This window comes from Pararhizobium sp. LjRoot255 (assembly GCF_964252905.1).
Classification (GTDB): Bacteria; Pseudomonadota; Alphaproteobacteria; order Rhizobiales; family Rhizobiaceae; genus Pararhizobium.
Map to the genome: position 1 here is coordinate 977,752 of NZ_CAXUPQ020000001.1, position 22,019 is coordinate 999,770.

The 22,019-nt window shown below is 61.4% G+C and carries 19 protein-coding genes; 8 read left to right on the forward strand and 11 right to left on the reverse strand.

Annotation, left to right across the window (positions count from 1 at the left end):
- The first annotated feature begins 124 nt into the window (after nucleotides 1-124).
- The 6 genes from ACSQ2W_RS04865 to ACSQ2W_RS04890 all read left to right on the forward strand — a co-directional run bounded on the left by ACSQ2W_RS04865 (nucleotide 125) and on the right by ACSQ2W_RS04890 (nucleotide 6,483).
- Nucleotides 125-1,552, forward strand: a complete 1,428-nt coding sequence (locus ACSQ2W_RS04865; RefSeq protein ID WP_436085246.1) for a cytochrome ubiquinol oxidase subunit I — start codon at nucleotides 125-127, stop codon at nucleotides 1,550-1,552.
- Nucleotides 1,542-2,546, forward strand: a complete 1,005-nt coding sequence (gene cydB, locus ACSQ2W_RS04870; RefSeq protein ID WP_436085247.1) for a cytochrome d ubiquinol oxidase subunit II — start codon at nucleotides 1,542-1,544, stop codon at nucleotides 2,544-2,546. Before ACSQ2W_RS04865 ends, cydB begins: the two co-directional genes overlap by 11 nt.
- 298 nt (nucleotides 2,547-2,844) lie before the next feature.
- On the forward strand, nucleotides 2,845-3,972 hold the full coding sequence (locus ACSQ2W_RS04875; protein ID WP_436085248.1) for a hypothetical protein: 1,128 nt from the start codon (nucleotides 2,845-2,847) through the stop codon (nucleotides 3,970-3,972).
- Nucleotides 3,969-5,123, forward strand: coding sequence for a DegT/DnrJ/EryC1/StrS family aminotransferase (locus tag ACSQ2W_RS04880; protein WP_436085249.1), 1,155 nt, complete (start codon nucleotides 3,969-3,971; stop codon nucleotides 5,121-5,123). The genes ACSQ2W_RS04875 and ACSQ2W_RS04880 overlap by 4 nt, the downstream gene beginning before the upstream one ends.
- Nucleotides 5,124-5,197: 74 nt before the next feature.
- Nucleotides 5,198-5,950 carry a cephalosporin hydroxylase family protein gene (locus ACSQ2W_RS04885; protein ID WP_436085250.1) on the forward strand — a complete coding sequence of 251 codons (753 nt, stop codon included), beginning with the start codon at nucleotides 5,198-5,200 and terminating at the stop codon, nucleotides 5,948-5,950.
- Nucleotides 5,947-6,483 (forward strand): GNAT family N-acetyltransferase, encoded by a 537-nt coding sequence (locus tag ACSQ2W_RS04890; RefSeq protein WP_436085251.1) that lies wholly within the window; start codon nucleotides 5,947-5,949, stop codon nucleotides 6,481-6,483. The genes ACSQ2W_RS04885 and ACSQ2W_RS04890 overlap by 4 nt, the downstream gene beginning before the upstream one ends.
- Before the next feature lie 52 nt (nucleotides 6,484-6,535).
- On the opposite strand, the gene ACSQ2W_RS04895 is transcribed toward ACSQ2W_RS04890, so the two are convergent.
- The 4 genes from ACSQ2W_RS04895 to ACSQ2W_RS04910 form a co-directional block, all read right to left on the reverse strand.
- The gene (locus ACSQ2W_RS04895) at nucleotides 6,536-7,252 is read right to left on the reverse strand and encodes a WbqC family protein (protein ID WP_436085252.1); all 717 of its coding nucleotides are present in this window, start codon (nucleotides 7,250-7,252) and stop codon (nucleotides 6,536-6,538) included.
- A 127-nt stretch (nucleotides 7,253-7,379) separates the two neighbouring features.
- Complete coding sequence (locus tag ACSQ2W_RS04900; protein WP_436085253.1) at nucleotides 7,380-8,537, reverse strand: class I SAM-dependent methyltransferase; 1,158 nt, start codon at nucleotides 8,535-8,537, stop codon at nucleotides 7,380-7,382.
- Nucleotides 8,534-9,394: a phytanoyl-CoA dioxygenase family protein gene (locus ACSQ2W_RS04905; protein WP_436085254.1), complete on the reverse strand. Its 861-nt coding sequence runs from the start codon at nucleotides 9,392-9,394 to the stop codon at nucleotides 8,534-8,536. The genes ACSQ2W_RS04900 and ACSQ2W_RS04905 overlap by 4 nt, the downstream gene beginning before the upstream one ends.
- 100 nt (nucleotides 9,395-9,494) lie before the next feature.
- Complete coding sequence (locus tag ACSQ2W_RS04910; protein ID WP_436085255.1) at nucleotides 9,495-10,712, reverse strand: glycosyltransferase family 2 protein; 1,218 nt, start codon at nucleotides 10,710-10,712, stop codon at nucleotides 9,495-9,497.
- A 177-nt stretch (nucleotides 10,713-10,889) separates the two neighbouring features.
- Here ACSQ2W_RS04910 and ACSQ2W_RS04915 point away from each other — a divergent pair, with 177 nt between their 5' ends.
- Complete coding sequence (locus tag ACSQ2W_RS04915; RefSeq protein ID WP_436085256.1) at nucleotides 10,890-11,195, forward strand: chorismate mutase family protein; 306 nt, start codon at nucleotides 10,890-10,892, stop codon at nucleotides 11,193-11,195.
- Between the two features lie 96 nt (nucleotides 11,196-11,291).
- Here ACSQ2W_RS04915 and ACSQ2W_RS04920 read toward each other — a convergent pair whose 3' ends face one another.
- From ACSQ2W_RS04920 to mscL, 7 genes are all read right to left on the reverse strand, one after another.
- Nucleotides 11,292-12,521: a methyltransferase domain-containing protein gene (locus tag ACSQ2W_RS04920; RefSeq protein WP_436085257.1), complete on the reverse strand. Its 1,230-nt coding sequence runs from the start codon at nucleotides 12,519-12,521 to the stop codon at nucleotides 11,292-11,294.
- Nucleotides 12,518-13,081: a dTDP-4-dehydrorhamnose 3,5-epimerase family protein gene (locus tag ACSQ2W_RS04925; protein ID WP_436085258.1), complete on the reverse strand. Its 564-nt coding sequence runs from the start codon at nucleotides 13,079-13,081 to the stop codon at nucleotides 12,518-12,520. The genes ACSQ2W_RS04920 and ACSQ2W_RS04925 overlap by 4 nt, the downstream gene beginning before the upstream one ends.
- Complete coding sequence (gene rfbG / locus ACSQ2W_RS04930; protein WP_436085259.1) at nucleotides 13,078-14,163, reverse strand: CDP-glucose 4,6-dehydratase; 1,086 nt, start codon at nucleotides 14,161-14,163, stop codon at nucleotides 13,078-13,080. The genes ACSQ2W_RS04925 and rfbG overlap by 4 nt, the downstream gene beginning before the upstream one ends.
- Entirely contained in the window at nucleotides 14,163-14,933 is a 771-nt protein-coding gene (gene rfbF, locus ACSQ2W_RS04935) for a glucose-1-phosphate cytidylyltransferase (protein WP_436085260.1), read from the reverse strand. Before rfbF ends, rfbG begins: the two co-directional genes overlap by 1 nt.
- 477 nt (nucleotides 14,934-15,410) lie before the next feature.
- Nucleotides 15,411-16,403 (reverse strand): UDP-glucose 4-epimerase GalE, encoded by a 993-nt coding sequence (gene galE, locus ACSQ2W_RS04940; RefSeq protein ID WP_436085261.1) that lies wholly within the window; start codon nucleotides 16,401-16,403, stop codon nucleotides 15,411-15,413.
- Between the two features lie 95 nt (nucleotides 16,404-16,498).
- A complete protein-coding gene (locus ACSQ2W_RS04945) occupies nucleotides 16,499-17,665 on the reverse strand; it encodes a pyridoxal phosphate-dependent aminotransferase (protein ID WP_436085262.1) in 1,167 nt (388 codons plus the stop codon).
- Between the two features lie 180 nt (nucleotides 17,666-17,845).
- Nucleotides 17,846-18,271, reverse strand: coding sequence for a large conductance mechanosensitive channel protein MscL (gene mscL, locus ACSQ2W_RS04950; protein ID WP_436085263.1), 426 nt, complete (start codon nucleotides 18,269-18,271; stop codon nucleotides 17,846-17,848).
- 241 nt (nucleotides 18,272-18,512) lie between these two features.
- Between mscL and ACSQ2W_RS04955 the strand changes: the two genes are divergently transcribed.
- On the forward strand, nucleotides 18,513-22,007 hold the full coding sequence (locus tag ACSQ2W_RS04955) for a PAS domain-containing hybrid sensor histidine kinase/response regulator (protein WP_436085264.1): 3,495 nt from the start codon (nucleotides 18,513-18,515) through the stop codon (nucleotides 22,005-22,007).
- Nucleotides 22,008-22,019 lie beyond the last annotated feature (12 nt).

Genomic DNA, 22,019 nt, shown 5'->3' on the forward strand with positions numbered 1-22,019 from the left:
ACGTTTCGCACCTCTGCCGCAGATTATGTGTCAAGGGTTCAGGCGCCGAGCATATCCGCTACCGCCGGGACAGGCCATGGCGGAGAGGCCAAGGGACGGTGACCACCCTCGAAAGGATTGTGCCGTGTTCGAGAGCTTTGACGCGACGTTGCTCGCCCGTATCCAGTTTGCCTTCACCGTATCGTTTCACATTATCTTCCCTGCCTTCTCCATCGGCCTTGCGAGCTATCTCGCGGTGCTGGAAGCGTTGTGGCTGTGGAAGAAGGATCAGGTCTACATGGACCTGTTCAATTTCTGGAAAACGATCTTCGCCGTCGCCTTCGGCATGGGGGTCGTCTCGGGCATCGTCATGTCCTACCAGTTCGGCACCAACTGGAGCGTCTTTTCCGACAAGGCGGGGCCGGTCATCGGGCCGCTGATGGGCTACGAGGTGCTGACCGCCTTCTTCCTCGAAGCCGGGTTCTTGGGGGTCATGCTCTTCGGCCTCCACCGGGTCGGCCCGAAACTGCATTTCCTCGCCACGTTCATGGTCGCCTTCGGGACGCTCATCTCGGCCACCTGGATCCTTGCGGTGAACTCGTGGATGCAGACGCCCGCCGGCTTCGGCATGAACGAGGCGGGGCAGTTCATTCCGCTCGACTGGTGGAAGGTCATCTTCAACCCGTCCTTCCCCTATCGTCTCGTCCATATGGTGCTTGCCGCCTACCTCACCACCGCCTTCGTCGTCGGCGCGGTCGGGGCCTGGCATCTCCTGGAAAACACGGCACCCCGCCGCTCGCGCACCATGTTCTCGATGGCCATGTGGATGGCGACGATCGTCGCGCCGATCCAGATTCTGGCCGGCGACTTCCATGGCCTCAACACGCTGGAACATCAGCCCGCCAAGGTCATGGCGATGGAGGGCCATTACGAGAGCCATCCGGACGGCGCCCCTCTGATCCTGTTCGGCCTGCCCAATTCGGCGGAAAAGCGGGTCGACTACGCGATCGAAATCCCGAAGCTCTCCAGCCTGATCCTGAAACACGAGCTGAATGCGCCGCTCGCCGGCCTCGACACCATCCCGGATAACCTCCATCCGCCAGTCGCCGTGATCTTCTGGTCCTTCCGCGTCATGGTCGGCCTGGGTTTCGCCATGCTCGGCATCGGCCTTTGGAGCTTGTGGTGTCGGGCGAGGGGCACGCTCGACAGCAGCGACTGGCTGCACCGCGCCGCGGTATTGATGGGCCCGGCCGGCTTCGTCGCCGTGCTAGCCGGCTGGATCACCACCGAGGTCGGCCGCCAGCCCTATACGATCTATGGCCAGCTTCTGACGGCCCAATCGATCTCGCCCATCGCAGCACCGGCCGTCGCCGCCTCGCTGATCGCCTTCATCATCGTCTATTTCCTCGTCTTCGGCGCCGGCACCTTCTACATTCTCAGGCTGATGAAGCGCCTGCCGCGCGATCCGATGCCCGATCTCGACGAAGGACCGATCCGAACCTCGGGCATCATGCCCGGCCCCGCTGCCGCACATGCCGGAAGCACACATGGGAGCACGCATCATGGCCATTGATCTCCCCTTCATCTGGGCGGCCATCATCGCCTTTGCAGTGCTCGCCTATGTCATCCTCGATGGCTTCGATCTCGGTGTCGGCATCCTTTTCCCGTTCTTTCCGGAAAAGCGCGACCGTGACGTGATGATGAATTCCGTCGCACCCGTCTGGGACGGCAACGAGACCTGGCTGGTGCTCGGCGGCGGCGGCCTGCTTGCCGTCTTCCCGCTGGCCTATTCGATCATTCTGCCAGCCCTCTACGCCCCAATCATCGCCATGCTGCTCGGCCTGATCTTCCGCGGCGTCGCGTTCGAATATCGCTGGCGCACCAGACGCGGCGAGTTCCTGTGGAACTGGGCCTTTGCCGGCGGCTCTGCGCTCGCGGCTTTCTCGCAAGGGATCGCGCTCGGTGCGCTGGTTCAGGGCATCCCGGTCGTCAACCGCGCCTATGCCGGCAGTTGGTGGGACTGGCTGACGCCGTTCTCCATCGCCACCGGCCTTGCGATCCTGATCGGCTATGCCTTGCTCGGCTCGACCTGGCTGATCATGAAGACCACCGGCGAGCTTGCCGAAAAGGCCCGCAGGATTGCGCTGCGCACCTGTTTTGCCACCATTGCGGCCATGGGCATCGTCAGTCTCTGGACGCCGTTCCTCAAACCCCAATATCTGGAGCGCTGGTTCGGCTGGCCGACGGCCATCTTCAGCGTCATCGTGCCGGCTCTGGTGCTGGGATGCTTCGCTCTGCTCGTGACGGGCATCCGCAGCAAGCGTGACGCCCAGCCCTTCCTTGCGGCGCTCGGCCTTTTCGTGCTCGGCTATGCCGGCATCGGCATCAGCTTCTATCCTTTCATGGTGCCGCCATCGGTCACCATCTGGGATGCGGCAGCGCCGGATTCGAGCTTATCCTTCCTGCTCGTTGGCGCACTCGTGCTGGTGCCGATTATCCTGATCTATACCGTCTATGCCTATTGGGTCTTCCGCGGAAAGGTCGATCCCGAGGAGGGTTACCACTGATGACCGAGAACAGTCTGCCGAAAAAGCTCCTGTGGTTCGCCGCTCTGTGGCTCCTCGGCGTGGCCACCGTCAGCATCGTCGGCTTCGCCATCAAGCTCACGCTCGGCGCCTGATGCAAAGCCTCGCTCAAGTTTCCTGCGCTATCTCTAAGGCACATATCAGCAGGCAATGGCTTCCAGCGGGAGACAGGACCGCACCCTCCTCCGCGCAGATGCTACTTGCCTGCTGATGTGACCATTTTCCGGATTGGCCGCGCGTCGGCCGTTCGGCAAGGACCGCGACAGGCACGAGGCAAGTCATGACCAAACTCTCGATCTGCATTCCCGTGGAAACGACCGCGCAGGAGGCCCTGCCGCTCGTGACCGCAATTCTGGAAAACCGCAACGCGGATCTTGAGATCGTCCTGGCGAAACCATCGGATATCTCGCTCTCCGATGCGCTTCTCGGCGCCGCCTCCAGCGATGGACGCGTAAGGATCACCGATACGGGCCAAGGCACGACCCGCCAGTTCCTGTGGCGCCGCGCGGTTTCCGCCGCCACCGGCGACTGGGTGACACTGGTCAATCCCGACGATATGCTCGAAAGCGACCTGTCGATCATGGTCGCCTTTCTCGAAACCAGCTCGCCCGGCGCCGATGCCCTTGCCTGGAACGCCTTCCAGATCGACCGCCATGCCGAGCCAGGTAAAACAGGCTCGGTCGCGATCCCGGCGAGTTCTCATATCCAGACACTCGACAAGACCGCTATGCTGAAGGCCTTCTTCTACTGGGAGGATAGCCTCAACTGCCCGAAGATGCCGTTCGGCCTCTATCACGCCGCCATTCGCCGCTCGCTGGTCGACACGCTGCTGCAATTGCCCGAGCCGCAGGACTGGTCGACACCGGTGCCGCAATATGAATGGGCCGCAAAGGTGCTCCTGTTTGCAAACGAGCTTGCCTTCTCGCAGCGCCCCATGTCGGTGATCGGCGTAACGCCCTTCGTGGCTCAGCCATCCCTGCACCCCTGGAACTTCCCCTTCCATTCTGGCCTCGGCCTTGCCGGCGCCGTGGCCGAAGTGCAGTTCCATGTGCTTCGCGAACTCGGCAACGCCTGGGCCGGTGGCAACGAGGCCTTCGTGCGCGCGTTGATGATCGATTGCATGATGGAAACCGACCGGGAAGCCTATGTCAGCAAGGGCAATTCCTACTTCGCTGCGCTGAATGCGTTCGAAGGCGGCCATCTGACGCCACTCTTTCGTCCGGAATTCCACGAAATCCGGGCAAGGGATACACGGCGCGGCCTGCATGCCCGCGCGCTGCTGGTCGACCGCTTCGTCGGCGGAGCCCAGACACCGGCCGATTTCTACGCGATCGCCAAGAAGATGATGGCTCCGGTCGGTCTGATCTGCGGTGGCGTCCTGCGCGACGAAAGCGGCAAAGCTGCATGAACGCGAAGATGCCGAGAATTTGCTACACCAAGCCGTCGATCACCGAGCTTGAGGTTGCCTACGCTGCAGACGCGGCCGCCAACGGCTGGGGCGAACGTTGCTACGACTATATCGTCCGGTTCGAGGACGGTTTTCGCAAGCATCTCGACGTCAGCCATGCGATCGCCACGTCGAGCTGCACCGGTGCCATGCATATGGGCCTAGCAGCTCTCGGCATCGGCGCGGACGACGAGGTTATCCTCGCCGATACCAACTGGATCGCCACGGCTGCCCCCATCGTTCATCTCGGCGCAACGCCGGTTTTCGTCGATATCCTGCCCCACAGCTGGTGCATCGATCCGGCAGATGCAGAACGCCATATCACGGCCAAGACCAAGGCGATCGTTGCCACTCATATTTACGGCAATCTCTGCGACATGGACCGCCTGCTCGATATCGGCCGCCGTCACGGCGTCCCGGTTATCGAGGATGCCGCGGAAGCGATCGGCTCGGTCTGGTACGATCGCCGAGGCGGATCGATGGGCCTGTTCGGCACCTTCTCGTTTCACGGCACCAAGACGCTAACAACCGGCGAAGGCGGCATGTTCGTTACCAGCGATGCCGATCTCTTCGAAAAGGTCCTGACGCTCAGCAATCACGGCCGGGCGCGTGGCCAGGTGAAGCAGTTCTGGCCCGACGATGTCGGCTTCAAGTACAAGATGTCCAACATCCAGGCTGCTCTCGGCTGCGGCCAGCTAGAGCGCATTGAAGACCTCATCGCCCGTAAGCGAGAAATCCTGGCAAGCTATGCCGAGAAGCTCTCAGCCTGTCAGGGCATCAGCCTGAACCCCGAGGAAGCGGGCACGGTGAACGGCGCCTGGATGCCGACCGCCGTCTTCGACCGCAACATCGGCATTACCCGCGAAATGCTGCAGCAGGCTTTTAACAAAGCCGGTATCGACGCCCGCGTCTTCTTCCATCCGCTATCCAGCCTGCCGATGTTCGTAGAAAAACGCGGCAACCGCCACGCCTGGGACATCCCCGAACGCGCCGTCAACCTGCCCAGCTACCACGATATGACCGAGGACGAGATCACACGCGTGACCGACGTCATCCTCGGCCTAATCGAAAGTCGTGCCGCCGGTGAACCACTCCTGGCGAAATCCGCTTGAAACAACGGCGTATCGTTCGTCCCCTACCGCAGGGCGTTAGACAGCTATTTTGAAAGACAAAGGCGCTAAATCACATGACAGCCAAAGACGATCGCCAGGAATTCGAAGCGCATAAGGAAGAAATGTGCCTCGCGCTTGGCAGGGACAACGACGCCTTTCGCCAGTCCGTCGAGACCGTCGTTGCGCTCGACAAATACGACTATTCCTATCTCTGGTCCTTTCTCGGCGTGCCGATCATCCAGATGCCGGCCGACGTCATGGCGACGCAGGAAGTCATCTGGGCAACGAAACCGGACGTCATCATCGAAACCGGCGTTGCGCGCGGCGGCTCGATGATCATGATGGCGGCCATGTTGAAGCTGATCGGCAAGGGCAAGGTGATCGGCGTCGATATCGATATCCGCGCCCATAATCGCGAGGCGATCGAAACACACCCGATGTCGCCGTTGATCGAACTGATCGAAGGTCCGTCAACCGCGGCAGAAACGCTTGCCAAAGTGAAGGCTTCCATTCCCGCAGGCGCCTCCGTCATGGTCGTTCTCGACAGCGATCACAGCCGCGATCACGTGCTCGACGAACTGCGCCATTACGGCCCGCTGGTGACCGAGGGGCAGTTCCTCGTCGTTGCCGACACACTGCTCGGGCGTGTGGAAGCGGCGCAAACACCGACGAAGCGCTCCAAGATCTGGCATCCTGGTGACGAGCCACTCACCGCATTGAATACGTATCTTGGCGAAACCGATCGCTTCCAGCCCGATGATGTCATCAATGGCAAGCTTGTCTTCTCCAGCTCCCCCGGGGGATATGTCCGGTGCATCCGCAAATGATCGGCTTTCCCGCAGCTGGCCAGGCATCTATCGTCCTTCGCCAGCCGCTGGACACCGATTTCGATGTCCTCGCCGACATTCGCCGCGATCCGTCGATCCAGGACATGCTGATGGCTATACCGGACGCGACCGACGACGAGGCGGTGAAAAGCTGGATCGAACGGCGGCGCAACGATGGGGCATTCCGGATTGTCGCTGATGCCAGGACCCGGGAAGCGCTTGGTTTTGTTCAAATCAGCCAGATACACCGCCGCAATCGTCACGGCTATGGTGGGCTTGCCCTGCTGAATAGCGCCCGTGGACACGGGCGCGGCCATGCTACCGTAGCACTACTGACGAGACTAGCCTGCGAAGAGCTGGCGCTGGCAAAGCTTCTTCTGGAAGTCCGGGAAGACAATCTCGTTGCACTCAAGGTCTATCACGCAGCCGGATTTCGGGTCATCGGTACGCTGGAAAATCATTTTCGGGATCGCGACGGCAACGCGCATCATGTCCTGCTACTGGAGAGGCTCTTGGCAGAAGTGCGCCCGTAGCGGGCTGCTTGTTGTGCCCCGAGGTTCTCGGACAATCACCGCGATCCCGGATTTATCCGGTGAATTCTTTCCAATCGATCGTTCCCGATCCGATCATTTTGGTGCCTTCCACACCGCAATTGGCGACCAGGTCCAAGGCCGTCACGTAAGGCGTAAAGTCGCCATGCAATTGCGGATAGGATGTCCGCTCATACTGCATGTATTCGACGGCGATACCCTTTTCCTCGAAGAGCGCGTGGTTCAGATAATTCCGCGCGCCATGCCCGGTAATATAGACAGTCCCCTCAAGGTGCTCGACTATATCGCAGACACGCTCGCTGCTTGCACCGGGTATCGGCAACGTATGCGACGAGAGAAAATGCGCCCTGTCCAGGCCGAAATAAGCGGCAAGCTCCAGCATGGACCGGCGTGAGATATCCGCGACCGTCGCAGCCTCCTGCGAAAAGACGCGATCCACAATCGCCAGCATCTCCTCGCGAAACGGTGCTTTGAGGTAGGCCTGACGCAGGATCTCCCGATGTTTGCTCCGCCAGTCCGTCCTCTCGTCAAGCATCACCTCGTCGATCCGCTGCCCGAGGTGATAGTCGCGCAACGGCAGGGTCATCCAGCTGACGCCGTTCACGCCCTTCACCTGAACTCGATTGCTGAAGCTGCCCTTGGAGTATTGCACGTCGTCGTAATGCACAAAGACGTCCGCGAGCCGGATCTGTTCCAGGAGACCCACCCAGGGAAAATACATCGACTGTGAAATAACGATATTCCGGCTCATGACCCGTTCAAGCATTGGCCGATATTCTGCCCGCAGAGGCCGCCACCATAGCCGCCGTCACCAGACAATTTCGACAGGGAGAAACTATCGCCAAAGCCTTTCGCGAGGCTGGCTGTTGTTTCACCGGTCAGCCGTCGATCCAGACGAGATCCAGTCCCGGCCGGTTCAGCACTGCCTGTCCGGCGATGGCGGTACGCGCCTTCAGCGGATTGAGGCCGACGAAGACCACATCGACGTTGTCGTCGAGGTTTGCTGGCGCGAGTACTGGGCGATTTAAATGCGTCGACCCCTGCAGCTTCGGGTTCTGGTCGAGGAAGACACGGAAATCGACATCCGCCTCGATCCGGCTGCAGATCCAGCTGCCGTAGAAGCCCGAGCCGTACACTGCCGCGCGTTTGCCGGAAAACTGCTTGGCCGCACCGTCGAGCCTTTTGGTCGCCTGCTTCCAGAAGGTGCAGATCTCCTTGGCTTTTGCGGCAGCTACCGAGATTTCCTGCCCGTTTCTGTCGATCGCCACCGGCTCTTCGGAACGGATGGCAATGGCAAAGAAGGCGCCGGGAAAAGCGTCGCCATCGATCGTTTCCAGCGCAAAGCCGGAAAGCTGGAACGCCCGTTTCAGCGACGCTCTGCTGAAATGATTGAGATGATCGGCCACCGTCATGTCACCCGGATTGGCGGCCACGTCCGGCATCGAGAGAAGCGCTCGTCCGCCCGGCGTCAGAAGTGCCCGCAGCGTCTTGAGGAAACTGACAGGATCGACGACGTGCTCGATGACGAAATGGCTGATAATGGCGTCGAACCGGCCGGCCCAAGCCTCCGGCACGGTATAGGTCGCCTGATCTTCGCCCGTGACCCAGCCATCCCACGCCGGCATGTAGTCCCGGCTGACATCGAAGACATGAGGATGCAGGTCTGGCCGTGCCGTGCACATCTTGCGCAAGGTCGTGGCCTTGCCCGCGCCATAGTCGAGAATGGACGCGCCTTGCGGCAGGTCCAGCAGGCGCAGGCCGATGGCGGCCTGATGGTCGGTGCGGTAGATCGGCGTTCCATCCGCAGCCATCGCGAAGATCTGGTCGTGGTCATCCGATTCCAGCGAAATCCGATAGGTCGTGTCGTAGAAGGTCTCGAGATCCGGCAGGTCGGCGCCTTGCGCATGGCCGCAGTCGTCACAGACATAGGCGAGCGTGGGAATGTCGATGAAGGCCATCATCGACGTCAATGCAGGCGCTGACGCCTCATAGGAAGCCTTGGCGATATGCGATCCACAAACGCGGCAGGCCGTCATGCCGCGGTCTCGCCATCCGTCACCAGTTCCGGCAGGATCTTAGAAAAATCGACGCCGGCTGCGAACGAGCCGCACCAGCCGATGCGGATGCCCAAGGGATCGGCATAATTGAAATAGCGGAACTGCAGGCTCCAGCGCGGCATGGCGGAGACATTGTGGCCACTTTGATGCATGGTGAGGAAGTCCATCAGGATCAGATCGCCCGGCTGGGTCAGCGGTGCCACAGTCTCGTATTTCGCCAGACGCTCCTCGACGCCGTCCAGGAACAGCGCATAGGCGCCGCTCTTGCCGTGTCCGGCGTCACTACGGTGGACGGGAATAAGGCCCTCAGCATGCGAGCCCTCGGCGATCTGCACCGGCCCCATTTCCTGCGTCACGGGCAGGAGCGGCGTCCAGAAGACGATGCCGTCAAGGCTTCTGAGCTGGCCTGGAAACTCCTGATGCCATTGCGCGCGGAACTTCTCCTCGCCCGGATTGTCGATGCGGATGCCGTAGCCGCCGGCCGCGATGCCCGGAACGGAACCCGGACGCAGATTTTCAAAGACCGTCAGGTTCTTTGCCTTGGTGACCAGCGCCATGAAGGCGGGAATCTGCTTGATGGCGTCATAGACCTCGCCGCCCCAGGCGCGGTTCTTGGCGATCAGCGCCGGATAGGCCTTGGTCATTGCATTCCAGGACGTATCCGTCGGGGCATCGACATTATATTTCCGGCACATCAGTTCCAGGATGACGCGGATGCCTTCCTGGATCGGTGCGACGTCGCGCTGCGCATCGTAGAACTGCGGCAGCATCGTATAGCCCTTGGTGATGAAATCTTCCTTCGCCGAAGCGGGAATGAGTACTTCATTCTGAATCATGCTTTGGATCCTTTTCGCTGTCGGTACCAGGTCTGGCGTGGAGCGGGACAATGCCGCTTAAAGCTTTCCGCAAATCTTTCCCAACCGGTCATGTCTGGCCTCAGGCGGACTTGAAGTGCTCGTTGAAGTTCAGGTTCAGCGCTTCCTGACGCGCCAGCATCTGATTGACCAGATGGTAGAGTTCTGCCGGCGTCTGTACGCCGCCGATCTCTTCGTCGATATAGAGATGGTTGTTGGAAACGCCGGTGAAGAACAGCGTTCCGGTTGGCTCGATATAGTCCACTGGCTTGAAATGTTTCAGATATTTTCCGCCCTTCCATTTCCCGAAAGCGGCACGGTAGCCTTCGACAGTCCTGTCGTAGTCCTGCCGGCTTCCCATGATGCCACAGCTCAGGCCGCAGGCTTCGGCAAAATTGGCCTCCCAGCCCGCCATCGGGCTGTAGCCGTATTGTGACAGGAACCAGTGCTGCGTCTGCGCGATGCAGGCGGTCAGTCCCAAGGCCGAAGGAAAGGGGAAATCCTTCATGTGCGGGTCTTCATCAATGTTGCGCCCCGTCTCGATCATGAAGGCCGCGTGCTGTTCCTTGACCTTGTCGATTACTTTGATTTTTGCCGAATTGCTTTCCGCGCAGGAGCCGAGAACCGAGAAGGCGCGCTCCGAATAAAACATATGCTCGGCGGTCACGAGAATCTTGCAGACGTTCTCGAAATCGACGACCGGGTATTCGCAGTATTTTCCACCGAACTTCGCCTTGATCTTGTCCATCACGCGCTTGGAGACCGCGCCGTGATAGAAGCCGAAGGCCATGTTGGGGGTCGCCGTGTTTCCTTTCCAGGAGAAGAACTCCTGATACAGCCACGCCCGAGGCAACCTGTGCACGCTGGTGCCGAGCGGTGCGGAGACGTTGCAGTGATGCGGACGATTGTCGGGCCAGTTGTAGGTGAGGCGGCTCCAGACGAATACGTCGATGACGTTGTGCTCCACCTGCGAGCGGCTGATAAGGTCCACGACATTGGCATCGACATAGTCGTCATCGCCGATCATGCAGATGAATTCGCCGGTGGCCGCCTCCACGCAGCGATCCCAGTTCTCCACCATGGGAAACACGCGATCGCCCGATGGAAGGTATTTGACGCGCGGATCGCCGATCACATCTTCCATGAAATTGTTCATGATGGAGGCATCGTCGGAATTGTCGGCAAACACATATTCGACATCTGCCCGCAGGTTCATCAGCTGGCTTCTGATGGTTTCCTGGAAATAGCGCTGGCGGTTCCGCGAGGGCACACAAATCGTCAGTTTCGGCTGGGCGAACATGAAATTTCTCCGTTTGTCGCACCCTAGCGGTGAGGGCTTTCGCGAACCTTGCCCGCGACCCTTTGAACCGGCCTGGGGTTTTCGGCTTTTCAGGAGCAGGATCGCTTGATAAGCAGCGTTGGATTGGGCGTTGCCTTGCAGCAAGCCGCCCGTGAGACATGACACCCGGAGACCCGCATGCAGAAAAATCCGGCAGACTGCACCTCGATGGCGGATATCCGCGCCGAGATCGACCGGCTGGACAGGGCGCTGATGACGTTGTTCGCGGAACGCTGGGCCTATATCGATCGCGCGGCCGAGATCAAGAAGCCTGCCGGTCTTAAGGCAGACATCCCGGCGCGCGTGCATGAGGTTCGGCGCAACGCGCGAAAAAACGCCGAGAAGGCCGGGCTCGATCCCGACTTTTACGAGGAGATCTGGACGCGGCTCATCCAGCATTCGATCGAGCACGAGCAGGTTGTGCTCGGCGAAATCGAAAAGTGAAGCTTCGCGATCAGCCGATCTTGGCGACGGGCGTATCCGCCTGCTTTACCGGCATATCGACGGCAAGCTGAGGCAGATCGGTGAGCGCGCCATCGGCTACGGATGCACCGTCAGCTTCGGCACCGCCGTCACGAACTTGCCACCCCAATCGCTGATATACGAAAGCTGCTGTTTGATTTCGGCCTGTAGGTTCCATGGCAGGATAACCACCCTTTCCGGTTTTTCGGCTTTCAGGACGTCCTCCGTGACAACCGGGATGCGGCTGCCCGGGAGCAGGGTTCCCTGCTTGGCCGGATTCTTGTCGACGACGAATGCCAGGAGATCGGGCTTGACGCCGGCGAAATTGATGAGCGTGTTGCCCTTCGCGGCGGCACCGTAGGCCGCAACCTTCAATCCCGCCCGCCGGCTCTCGATGAGGAATTCAAGGAAGCCGTCGCGCACGGTCTGCGCCGCCTCCTGAAAATTCGCATAGAAGGTATCCTCGAACATGCCAGCCGCGCGCTCGGCATCCAGCGTTTTGGCGACGGCTGCCGTTTTCGCATGCGTCCCCGTATCGCTGCGCTGCGCAAATACGCGCAGGCTGCCGCCATGCCACGGTGTCGTCTCGATATCGAAGACGGAGAGACCGTTTGCCTCAAAGACGCGCGTCACGGCGGTCAGTGACAGATAGGAATAATGCTCGTGATAGGCCGTGTCGACCTGCGCCTCGCGCACCATGTTGAGGAGGTGCGGAAATTCGAAGGTGGCAACGCCGTTGGCCTTCAGGAGATGCGTGAAGCCGGAAACGAAATCGTTGATGTCGGGCACATGGGCCAGCACGTTGTTGGCCGCCATCAGATCGGCCGAACGCCCCTCCGCCACCAGTGTCTTGGCGAGTTCGACGCCAAAGAATTCCTCGACGATGTCGATACCCTTTTGCCGGGCAGCCGATGCCGTACTTGCCGTCGGCTCGATGCCGAGGCAGCCGATGCCGCGCTCCTTGGCATATTGCAGCAGATAGCCGTCATTGGCGGCGACCTCGACGATGTGCGACGCTTCGGTCAGGCCGAAACGGGCCTGCATCTCGGAGACATACTGCCTGGCATGAGCAAGCCAGGAGGTCGAGAAGGAGCTGAAATAGGCATAGCTCGACGAGAAGAACGTCTCGCGATCGGCGAAATCTTCCGTTTGCACCAGCCGGCATTCCTGGCAGCAGCAGATCACCAGCGGATACCAAAGCTCCGGCATATGACGGCTGGCGGGTTCGACGTAGGAGTTCGACGGCGGAGCAGTGCCGAGATCGAGAAACGGCACCATATGCGTCGATCCGCAGTGACGGCATCTCATGCGGCAACTCCGCGATAGTCCGGCGACAACAGGGGATGCGCTGCATCGCGCGGCGAGAGATTGATCACCGGCAGCGGCCAGTTAAGAGCGAGCGCCGGATCTTCAGGGTTGAGCCCGCCTTCCGCCTCGGCGGCATAGGGCTCAGAATGGGCATAGATCATCCGGACATCATCGGTCAGCGCCTGGAAGCCATGGGCGAACCCCTTGGGGATCAGCAGCGAACAGGCGTTGTCTTCGGAAAGCTCAATGGCGAAATGCCGGAGAAAGGTCGGTGAATCCTCGCGGATATCGACGGCGACATCGAGAATGCGGCCGCGCGTGCAGCTCACCAGCTTGATCTCGGCGTGCGGCGAGCGCTGGAAATGCATACCGCGCACCGTGCCCTTGAACGTCGTGCCGGTCTCGTTGAGCTGCACAAGGCGCCCCTGCCAGCCGAAGGCGGCAAGATCATCCTCGCAGAACAGGCGCGAGAGGAACCCGCGCTCGTCCGCCATTTTCCTGCGGGTCAGAACCAGCAACCCGTCAAGAGGCGTTACACTCGCCTCGAACCGCCCGCTCATCCGGCCGCCCTCAAAGGCTCGTCTTGAACGGCCAAGCCGGCGAAATCCCGGATATCGGCAAGGCAGAGATCGAGCGCCGCCTGGCCATCGCCCTGCGCCCGGTACCATTCCATCGTCCGCCTGACCGTTTCCGCCAGCCGCCAGCGCGGCTGATAGCCGAGTTCGGCCCGCGCCTTGGCACTGTCGAGGACGAGATACCCCGCCTCGTGCGGACCGTCCGTTCCGTCGCCAAGCATCATCGCGCCGCCGCCGAAATGCTGCTCCGCCATCTTCAGAACCGCGCCGACCGATGCGGCTTCGCCATGATCCGGCCCGAAATTGTAGCTCTCGGCCCCTTCCGGCGCCTGCCACAGCCGTTCTGCAAGGCCGAGATAGCCGCCAAGCGGTTCGAGCACATGCTGCCAGGGCCGCACCGCCCGCGGACGGCGCACCTGCAATGTCTCGCCGCTCTGCCAGGCCCTGACTGCATCGGGAACGAGCCGGTCTTCCGCCCAGTCACCGCCACCAATAACGTTGCCGGCGCGCGCCGTGGCAAGGCCGATCCTGCGGGCTGAAAAGAAGGAGGCGCGATAGCTCGCCGCGATGATCTCCGCCGCCGCCTTGCTGGCACTGTAGGGATCGTGGCCGCCGAGCGGATCGCTCTCCATGAAGGCAAGCCCCGTCTCGGCATTGTGGTAGACCTTGTCGGTCGTCACGACCACGATCGAGCGCACGTCCTCCGACAGCCGCAGGGCGTCCAGCAGATTGGCCGTACCGAGCACGTTGACGTCATAGGTTTCCGCCGGATTGCGATAACCGGCCCTGACCAGCGCCTGGGCGGCCAGATGAAAGACGATCTGCGGCTTGGTCTTCAGAACATAATGGGTGACGGCGTCGCGGTCGCGGATGTCAATGATGCCAGGGCCATCCATCGCGCCGCCGAGCAGCAGGTGCAGCGAGGGCTCGGTCCGTGGCGCCAGCGACAGGCCCGCAACATCCGCCCCACGTTCACGCAGCCACAGCGTCAGCCAGCTGCCCTTGAAGCCGGTGTGCCCGGTGACCAAGACGCGTTTTCCGCGCCAGAATTCATTCGTCATCGGCATCACCATGTTTTCCACGGCGGGGCGCCGCTCTGCCAGAGGCTTTCGAGATGATTCTTGTCGCGCAGCGTATCCATCGGCTGCCAGAAGCCTTCGTGGAAATAGGCCTGCAGTTCGCCGTCTCTGGCCAGTCCCATCAAGGGCTCTCCCTCCCAGCTTGAATGATCCGCTTCGATCCGGTCGATGCAACGCGGCGAAAGAACGAAAAAGCCGCCATTGATGAAGCCACCCTCGCCTTCCGGTTTTTCGACGAAACCCTGAACCTCGGTGCCGTCCAGTTGCAGTGCGCCGTAGCGCGCCGGCGGCCGCACCGCCGTCACCGTCGCCTGCTTGCCGTGGTTTTTGTGGAAGGCGATGGTCGCGCCGATATCGACATTGCTGACGCCATCGCCATAGGTGAAGCAGAAGGCTTCCTCGTCCTTGAGATAGGAGGCAACACGTTTGAGGCGGCCGCCGGTCATCGAGTTCTCGCCCGTATCGATCAGCGTCACGCGCCAGTTCTCGGCGCTCTGGCGATGAAATTCGATGCTGTTCTGCGCAAGATCGAACGTGATGTCCGACATGTGCAAGCCGTAATTGGCGAAATATTCCTTGATCATATAGCCTTTGAAGCCGCAGCAGATGATGAAGTCCCTCACGCCGTGGGCATAGTAGAGTTTCATGATGTGCCAGAGGATCGGCCGGCCGCCAATCTCGATCATCGGCTTCGGCCGCAGATGCGTTTCCTCGGCAATGCGCGAGCCCAGACCGCCAGCGAGAATGACCGCTTTCATCGGGTCCTCCAGCTACGCGCAAAAGCGGTCGCCAGCGGCACCGGCAATGACGTGGCGCAGGGAAAACGGGCCGAGGGAAACCTGCTTTGAGGCGGCCGCACAGCTTCCAGCCCACGCGCCGCCTTCGACCGCACAGCCAATGGCCTTGCCGTCGTACGGGTTCTAAGGCGGGAAAACTCCATGATGCTCCAGGTCCAGTCAGTCAATCCTGACAAGCACCCTAGAACCCGAAACTGTCGTCAAACTGGAGAGGCTGCAGGCAGACGCCGGCCTTCCTGTCTCCCTTCCCACGGTACACGACAGGATCGGGAATACCCCCTCAAGGGGGAGATCGGGGGAGATCGGGAGCAGGAGGCCAGCCGCGCGCCAATCTCCCCCTTGAGGAGGAGATGCCCGGCAGGGCAGAGGGGTGAGGCGGCCGCTGGTCGTATACAGTGCTTCCCGGCCGAATGTCCGGCCAGGAAGATATCAGCATATTCAATAAGCATTCTTCCGCATCAGATGCTGTTCCCAATCAAGCGCACTGCGGATGATGCCGTTCAGATCATCATATTCCGGCACCCATCCGAGTTCCTGTCTGGCAAGCGCCGGATTTGCGACGATCATCGCCGGATCGCCCGCCCGGCGTTCCGCAAAAGTGACCGGAAAATCGGCCCCATGCACCTTGCGCACCGCATCGAGCACCTCAAGCACCGAGAAGCCATGGCCGTAGCCGCAATTGGCGGCCAGCGAGCCGCCACCGGCACGCATGCGCAGCAGCGCCTTCAGATGCGCCTGCACCAGATCCCAGACATGGATGTAGTCGCGCACGCAGGTTCCGTCCGGCGTCGGATAGTCGGTGCCGAAGACGCTCATGGATTGGCGCTTGCCAAGTGCCGTGGCGCAGGCGACCTTGATCAGATGCGTCGCCACAGCCGAGGACTGGCCGCTGCGTCCCTTCGGATCGGCCCCGGCAACGTTGAAATAACGCAGCGCCGTATAGGTGAAATGGTGTGCATTGGCCGTATCGCGCAGCATGATCTCGGTCATCAGCTTGGACGAGCCATAGGGGGATTCCGGTTTCAGGGGGACGCTTTCGGTCACCGGCTCCAGAACCTGCGGCGTTCCGTAGACCGCCGCCGTCGAGGAGAACACGAAATAGGGAATTCCGGCCTCGACGGCGCTGGCAATCAGGCTGCGCGACTTGACCGTGTTGTTCTCGTAATAGCCGAGCGGATCGGCAACCGATTCCGGCACGACGATCGAACCGGCGAAATGGATGATGGAATCGATCTCGTTTTCCGAGAAGATCCGCCGCATCAGGACCGTGTCGGCGATGTCACCTTCGTAGAAGCGCGCCTCAGGCGCGATCGCCCAGCGAAATCCGGTGGAAAGACGGTCGATGACGACGACCTGTTCACCGGCATCGAGCAGCGCCCAGACCATGTGGCTGCCGATATAGCCGCCGCCGCCTGTTACCAAAACCGCCATCCGTGTACTCCCGCACTGTTGAAGTCAGCGGGATATGACCCGTTGACGGCACGATATACAAGGATTTTGTGCAGCGCCGAACAGTCAAATGTCTGTCAAAGAGAGGCGACATAGCCGGCCAGCCGCTCAGCGGCCATTGCGATCTGGCCGGGATCACGCAGGAAACAGGCGCGCATGAACAGCGCCCCACCCTCGTCGAATGCCGTGCCCGGTGCGAGCCCGACGCCGGTCTTGTCGACGATGTCGAGGGCGGCGCGGCGCGCATCCGTGACACCGTCAATCTTCAGGAAGGCATAGATCGCGCCGTCCGGTTTCAGGGTCTGGACGCGGTTCGTCGCGATCAGCGCATCACACAGCAGGTCGCGCGAGCGGGCAGCCTTGGCGATGTTTTCGGCGATGAAGCCATCGCCATGATCGAGCGCAACCACCGCACCCGCCTGAATGAACTGCGCCACGCCGGAGGTCGAATACTGGATGAGGTTTTCGAGCACCTGGCCGATTTCCGGCGGCGCTACGATCCAGCCGGCGCGCCAGCCGGTCATCGACCAGTTCTTGGAGAAGGAATTGACGAAGAGGATGCGGTCATCCTCCTGCATGATGTCGAGGAACGACGGCGCCCGGCCATCATGGAAATAATAGAGCGCATAGATTTCGTCGGCGATGATCCAGAGGCCATGCCGGCGTGCCAGATCAAGGATCGCCCTCAGATCGTCATGCGATGCGGTCCAGCCGGTCGGGTTGGAGGGCGTGTTGACGAACAGCGCCCGCGTCTTCGGCGTGATCGCACCTTCGAGCTTGCCTATGTCCAGCTGCCACTTTCCGTCCTCGAAGCTGAGCGGCAAGGCAATCGCGCGGACGCCGGAAAGCTCCGCACTTGCCGCAAAATTCGGCCAGGCCGGCGACAGGAAGACCACGTCGTCGCCCGGCGAGGTCACGGCCTCGATGGCCAGCTTGATCGCCTGCATGCCCGACCCCGTCACATAGAAATTGTCCGGCGAAAGCGTCTTCTGGAAATGGCGCTGGTAGTAGCGGGCCAGCGCCTCGCGCAGCGGCGGGATGCCGCGCTGCCAGGTGTAGAAAGTCTCGCCGGCCTTCAGCGAGTCCTGCGCCGCCTGTGAGATGAAATCCGGCGTCGGCAGGTCGCCTTCGCCGACCCAGAGCGGTATGAGGCCGTCGCGCCCGCGCGCATAATTCACCAGTTCGACGATACCGCTCTCCGGTGCGGCAAGCGATCGGGGACTGAGGCTGGCAAGTATGGTCATCGGCGGGCTCCCGACGCATAACCCGAAATCGCATTCGATTTTCGGGTTATGCGTAATATCAAAGGGGAGAGCGCCCTTTGCGCGCGCGGCGCTCTCGTTGCCCGCCGCTTCTAGCGGTTTTTCAGATCGCGATCACGCGATATTCGCTGACGAATTTATCGATTTTGGTGATGTATCGCCTTACGCTCTCTGCTTCAGCAGGTCGCGGATTTCGGTCAGCAGTTGCACATCGACCGGCGGCGGTGCTGCGGGCTCCTCGTTCTTCTGCTTCTCCAGCGAGGCGCGCATCTTGTTGACCGCCTTGACCAGCAGGAAAACGATCCAGGCGAGGATCAGGAAGTTCAGCACCACGGTGAGGAAATGGCCATAGGCAAAGACCGCGCCCTGCTCACGCGCCGCGGCGAGCGACGTCGCGGTCACGGTGTTGGAGAGCGGAAGGAAGAAGTTGGAAAAATCAAGGCCGCGGGTGAAGGCACCGATGACCGGCATGATGATGTCGCTGACCAGAGAATTGACGATCAGCGTGAAAGCACCGCCGATGATGATGCCGACGGCAAGGTCCATGACATTGCCTCTTGCAATAAACTCCTTGAATTCGTTCAGCATTAGAGTCTCTCCTCATCTTCCATGGAAGCCGGCTGGCCGCCTGTCCTCGCCCCGCCGGATAGCGGGGAGATGCTACTTGAAATCACACTCAAGTAAATCGTGCATCGGAAAATGGGCGTGAAACCCACCGGTTTCGTGCCGTTCCAAAAACAGATGTCCGTTCTTTGACTTAAGGCTAAGGCACACCTGATTTTCTTCCCCTTCGTCTTGTCCTATGCTGATGTGAAGATAAGGAGGAGGCATGCTTTCGGGCTCGATCATCTTCGCGGCCGCCTTTGCCTACCTGCTGCTGCTGTTTGCGGTGGCAAGCTATGGCGATCGCAAGGCGCGCAACGCGCCTGCCGGCAAGGGCAGGCCGCTGGTCTATGCGCTCAGCCTGGCGATCTATTGCACCTCATGGACGTATTTCGGTGGGGTCGGTCTCGCTGCCGAGCGCGGGCTCGAATTCACCGGCATTTATATCGGCCCCATCTTGATGTTCACGCTCGGCCTGCCGGTGATCCGCCGCATCATCGCGCTGGCCAAATCGGAAAGGCTCACCTCCGTCGCCGATTTCGTCGCCGCACGCTATGGCAAGAACCCGGCGGTTGCCGCCATCGTCGCGCTGATCTCGCTGATCGGAGCCATCCCCTATATCGCCCTGCAGTTGAAGGCGGTTTCCAGCTCAGTGTCGGCCATGGTCGATACCAGTGGCTTTGGCATCGGCGCCGGCGAGAATTTCGTCGACCTGCCGCTGCTTGTCACGCTCTTCCTCGCCTGTTTCGCCATCGTCTTCGGCACGCGCCACACCGACGCCACCGAACATCAGGACGGTCTCATCCTGGCGATCGCGATGGAATCGGTGGTCAAGCTCTTGGCGCTGGTGACGGCCGGCCTATACGTGGTCTTCTTCCTGTTCGACGGCCCGCGCGACCTTTGGACCAAGGCGCTCTCCAACAGCCAGGTGATGTCGGCGCTCGAATACCAGACGCCACTGCCGCGCTGGATCCTGCTGGTCGTGCTTTCGGCCTTCGCCATCATCATGCTGCCCCGGCAGTTCCACGTCACCGTCGTCGAGAATCGCACCGAAAAGGACCTGCGCACTGCCGGCATCCTCTTCCCGGTCTATCTGATTGCCATCAATCTCTTCGTACTGCCGATCGCCATCGCCGGCATCCTGACCTTTGCCGGGAGCGGCGAGGCAGATCTCTATCTCCTGACGCTGCCGCTCGCCGCCGACATGCCTATCCTGACGCTGATCACCTTCATCGGCGGCTTTTCGGCCGCGACCGCCATGGTCATCGTCGCCTCGGTCGCACTGTCGATCATGATTTCCAACGACATCGTCATGCCGGTCTTCCTCAGGCGCAACCTGATGGGCCGCGGCGGTTCGCAGGATGTCGCCGGCACGCTGCTCAACGTCCGGCGCACGGCGATCTTCGTGGTCCTGTTGCTGGGCTACGGCTACTACCGCTCCGCCGACATGAGTGCAGGCCTCGCCTCCCTCGGCCTCCTCTCCTTCGCCGCCATATCGCAGATGGCACCGGCGCTGTTCGGCGGCCTCGTCTGGCGCCAGGCCAATGCCCGCGGCGCGATTGCCGGGATGACGCTCGGCTTCCTCGTCTGGGCCTATCTGCTCTTCCTGCCGAGCCTCGGCGGACCGGACAACTCGCATGTCGCGACAACCGTTCTCGGCTTCCTCTTCCCCTTCACCGCGATCTTTTCCGGCCCCGCCGCCGACCCGCTGGTCAACGCCTGCGCACTCAGCCTGCTCGTCAACGGCATCGCCTATGTCATCGGTTCGCTGACCCGTGCGCCAAAACCGCTGGAACGGCTGCAGGCCGGCGTCTTCATTCGCCGCAAGTCGCGCTCGGAAAAGGCGTTTCGCGGCCGCAAGACCAAGATAACCGTGCTGGATCTCAAAACCACGATCGCCCGCTATCTCGGCGAGGAGCGCATGCTGCGCTCGTTCCACACCTATGAGCGCCAGTCCGGCCGGTGGCTGGAAGACAACCAGCACGCCGACATGGCGCTCGTCCATTTCTCCGAGCAACTGCTCGGCAGCGCCATCGGCTCTTCCTCCGCGCGGCTCGTGCTGTCTCTGGTGCTGCAGCGCATGGACGACACGTCTTCCGACACCGCCTGGCTGCTCGATCAGGCATCGGAAGCGCTGCAATACAATCAAGACATGCTGCAAACTGCGCTTTCGCAGATGGACCAGGGCATCGCCGTCTTCGACAGCTCCAACAACCTGATCATCTGGAACCGCCGCTTCCGCCAACTGCTCGACCTGCCGGAGAGCGCCGGCCAGGTCGGCTTTCCGCTGGCCGAGATCGTCTCGATGCTGAGCAAACGCGGCGATACCCGCAAGGAGCACGAAAAGGCGCTGATCGCCAACTTCCTGACGCTCGACAAACCCTTCCTGCTCGAACTTTCCGGCGGCGAACGCATCATCGAAGTGCGCACCAATGCCATGCCTGACAAGGGCATTGTCACTACCTATACCGACATCACCCAGCGCGTCGCCGCCGACATGGCTCTGAAGCAGGCGAACGAAACGCTGGAGCTGCGCGTGGCCGAGCGGACCGGTGAACTGACCCGGGTCAACAGGCAAGTGGCCGAAGCCCGTGCCGCGGCCGAGGAAGCCAATATCGGCAAGACCCGCTTCTTCGCCGCCGCCGGCCATGACATCCTGCAGCCTCTCAACGCCGCCCGCCTCTATTCCTCGTCGCTGGTCGAGCGTCTCGGCGATTCTGAAAACAGCGTGCTCGTTCAGAACATCGATTCCTCGCTGGAATCGGTCGAATCCATCCTCGGCGCCGTCCTCGATATTTCCCGGCTCGATACCGGCGCGATGAAGCCACGCCTTCAATCCGTGCCGCTCAACGACCTCCTGCGCCGCATCGAAACGGACTTCGCCCCCGTCGCCCGCGCCGCCAATCTCAGGCTCACCGTCATGCCGACGTCGCTGACGGTGCGTACGGACCCGAACCTCCTGCGCCGCCTGATCCAGAACCTCGTCTCCAATGCGATCAAATACACGCCAAGGGGCAAGGTCCTGGTCGGCGTGCGCCGCGAGGGCGGCACCGCCGTCATCCAGGTCATCGATTCCGGCATCGGCATTCCGGCGTCGAAATTCCGCACCGTCTTCAAGGAATTCGCCCGCCTCGACGAGGGCGCCAGGACCGCCTCCGGCCTTGGTCTCGGCCTGTCGATCGTGGACCGCATTTCCCGTGTCCTCAACCACGCCGTCGACCTGCAATCCAAGCCCGGCAAGGGCACACGGTTTCGCGTGACGATGCCGATCGACCGCGCCGCCGGCACGATCAAGATCGCTGCCGCGGCACCGGTTGGAACCGCCGAACCGCTCCACGGCCTGCGGGTCCTGTGCATCGACAACGAGGCCCAGATCACCGAAGGCATGAAACTTTTGCTCGATGGCTGGGGCTGCACGGTTTCGACCGCGCTGTCGCTCTCAGCCTGGCAGACCGACCCGGCCAACCTCACCCAGCATCCGGACGCGATCATCGCCGACTACCACCTCGACAAGGCAACCGGTATCGCCGCGATCCAGGCGATCCGCGACCATTTCGCGATTGCCATCCCCGCCCTCCTCGTCACCGCCGATCGCTCGCCGGAAGTCCGCGCCGCCGCCGAACGCGACGGCATTGCGTTGCAAAACAAGCCGGTTCGCCCCGCCTCGATGCGAGCCTGGCTGACGCAGCTCTCGGTTTCGATGAAGGCGGCGGCGGAATAAAGAAAATTGATT

Coding starts and splice junctions, on each gene's coding strand:
- cydB (WP_436085247.1), top strand. CDS start 1,542: ATGGCCATTGATCTCCCCTTCATCTGGGCGGCCATCATCGCCTTTGCA.
- ACSQ2W_RS04875 (WP_436085248.1), top strand. CDS start 2,845: ATGACCAAACTCTCGATCTGCATTCCCGTGGAAACGACCGCGCAGGAG.
- ACSQ2W_RS04880 (WP_436085249.1), top strand. CDS start 3,969: ATGAACGCGAAGATGCCGAGAATTTGCTACACCAAGCCGTCGATCACC.
- ACSQ2W_RS04885 (WP_436085250.1), top strand. CDS start 5,198: ATGACAGCCAAAGACGATCGCCAGGAATTCGAAGCGCATAAGGAAGAA.
- ACSQ2W_RS04890 (WP_436085251.1), top strand. CDS start 5,947: ATGATCGGCTTTCCCGCAGCTGGCCAGGCATCTATCGTCCTTCGCCAG.
- ACSQ2W_RS04895 (WP_436085252.1), bottom strand. CDS start 7,252: ATGAGCCGGAATATCGTTATTTCACAGTCGATGTATTTTCCCTGGGTG.
- ACSQ2W_RS04900 (WP_436085253.1), bottom strand. CDS start 8,537: ATGACGGCCTGCCGCGTTTGTGGATCGCATATCGCCAAGGCTTCCTAT.
- ACSQ2W_RS04905 (WP_436085254.1), bottom strand. CDS start 9,394: ATGATTCAGAATGAAGTACTCATTCCCGCTTCGGCGAAGGAAGATTTC.
- ACSQ2W_RS04910 (WP_436085255.1), bottom strand. CDS start 10,712: ATGTTCGCCCAGCCGAAACTGACGATTTGTGTGCCCTCGCGGAACCGC.
- ACSQ2W_RS04915 (WP_436085256.1), top strand. CDS start 10,890: ATGCAGAAAAATCCGGCAGACTGCACCTCGATGGCGGATATCCGCGCC.
- ACSQ2W_RS04920 (WP_436085257.1), bottom strand. CDS start 12,521: ATGAGATGCCGTCACTGCGGATCGACGCATATGGTGCCGTTTCTCGAT.
- ACSQ2W_RS04925 (WP_436085258.1), bottom strand. CDS start 13,081: ATGAGCGGGCGGTTCGAGGCGAGTGTAACGCCTCTTGACGGGTTGCTG.
- rfbG (WP_436085259.1), bottom strand. CDS start 14,163: ATGCCGATGACGAATGAATTCTGGCGCGGAAAACGCGTCTTGGTCACC.
- rfbF (WP_436085260.1), bottom strand. CDS start 14,933: ATGAAAGCGGTCATTCTCGCTGGCGGTCTGGGCTCGCGCATTGCCGAG.
- galE (WP_436085261.1), bottom strand. CDS start 16,403: ATGGCGGTTTTGGTAACAGGCGGCGGCGGCTATATCGGCAGCCACATG.
- ACSQ2W_RS04945 (WP_436085262.1), bottom strand. CDS start 17,665: ATGACCATACTTGCCAGCCTCAGTCCCCGATCGCTTGCCGCACCGGAG.
- mscL (WP_436085263.1), bottom strand. CDS start 18,271: ATGCTGAACGAATTCAAGGAGTTTATTGCAAGAGGCAATGTCATGGAC.
- ACSQ2W_RS04955 (WP_436085264.1), top strand. CDS start 18,513: ATGCTTTCGGGCTCGATCATCTTCGCGGCCGCCTTTGCCTACCTGCTG.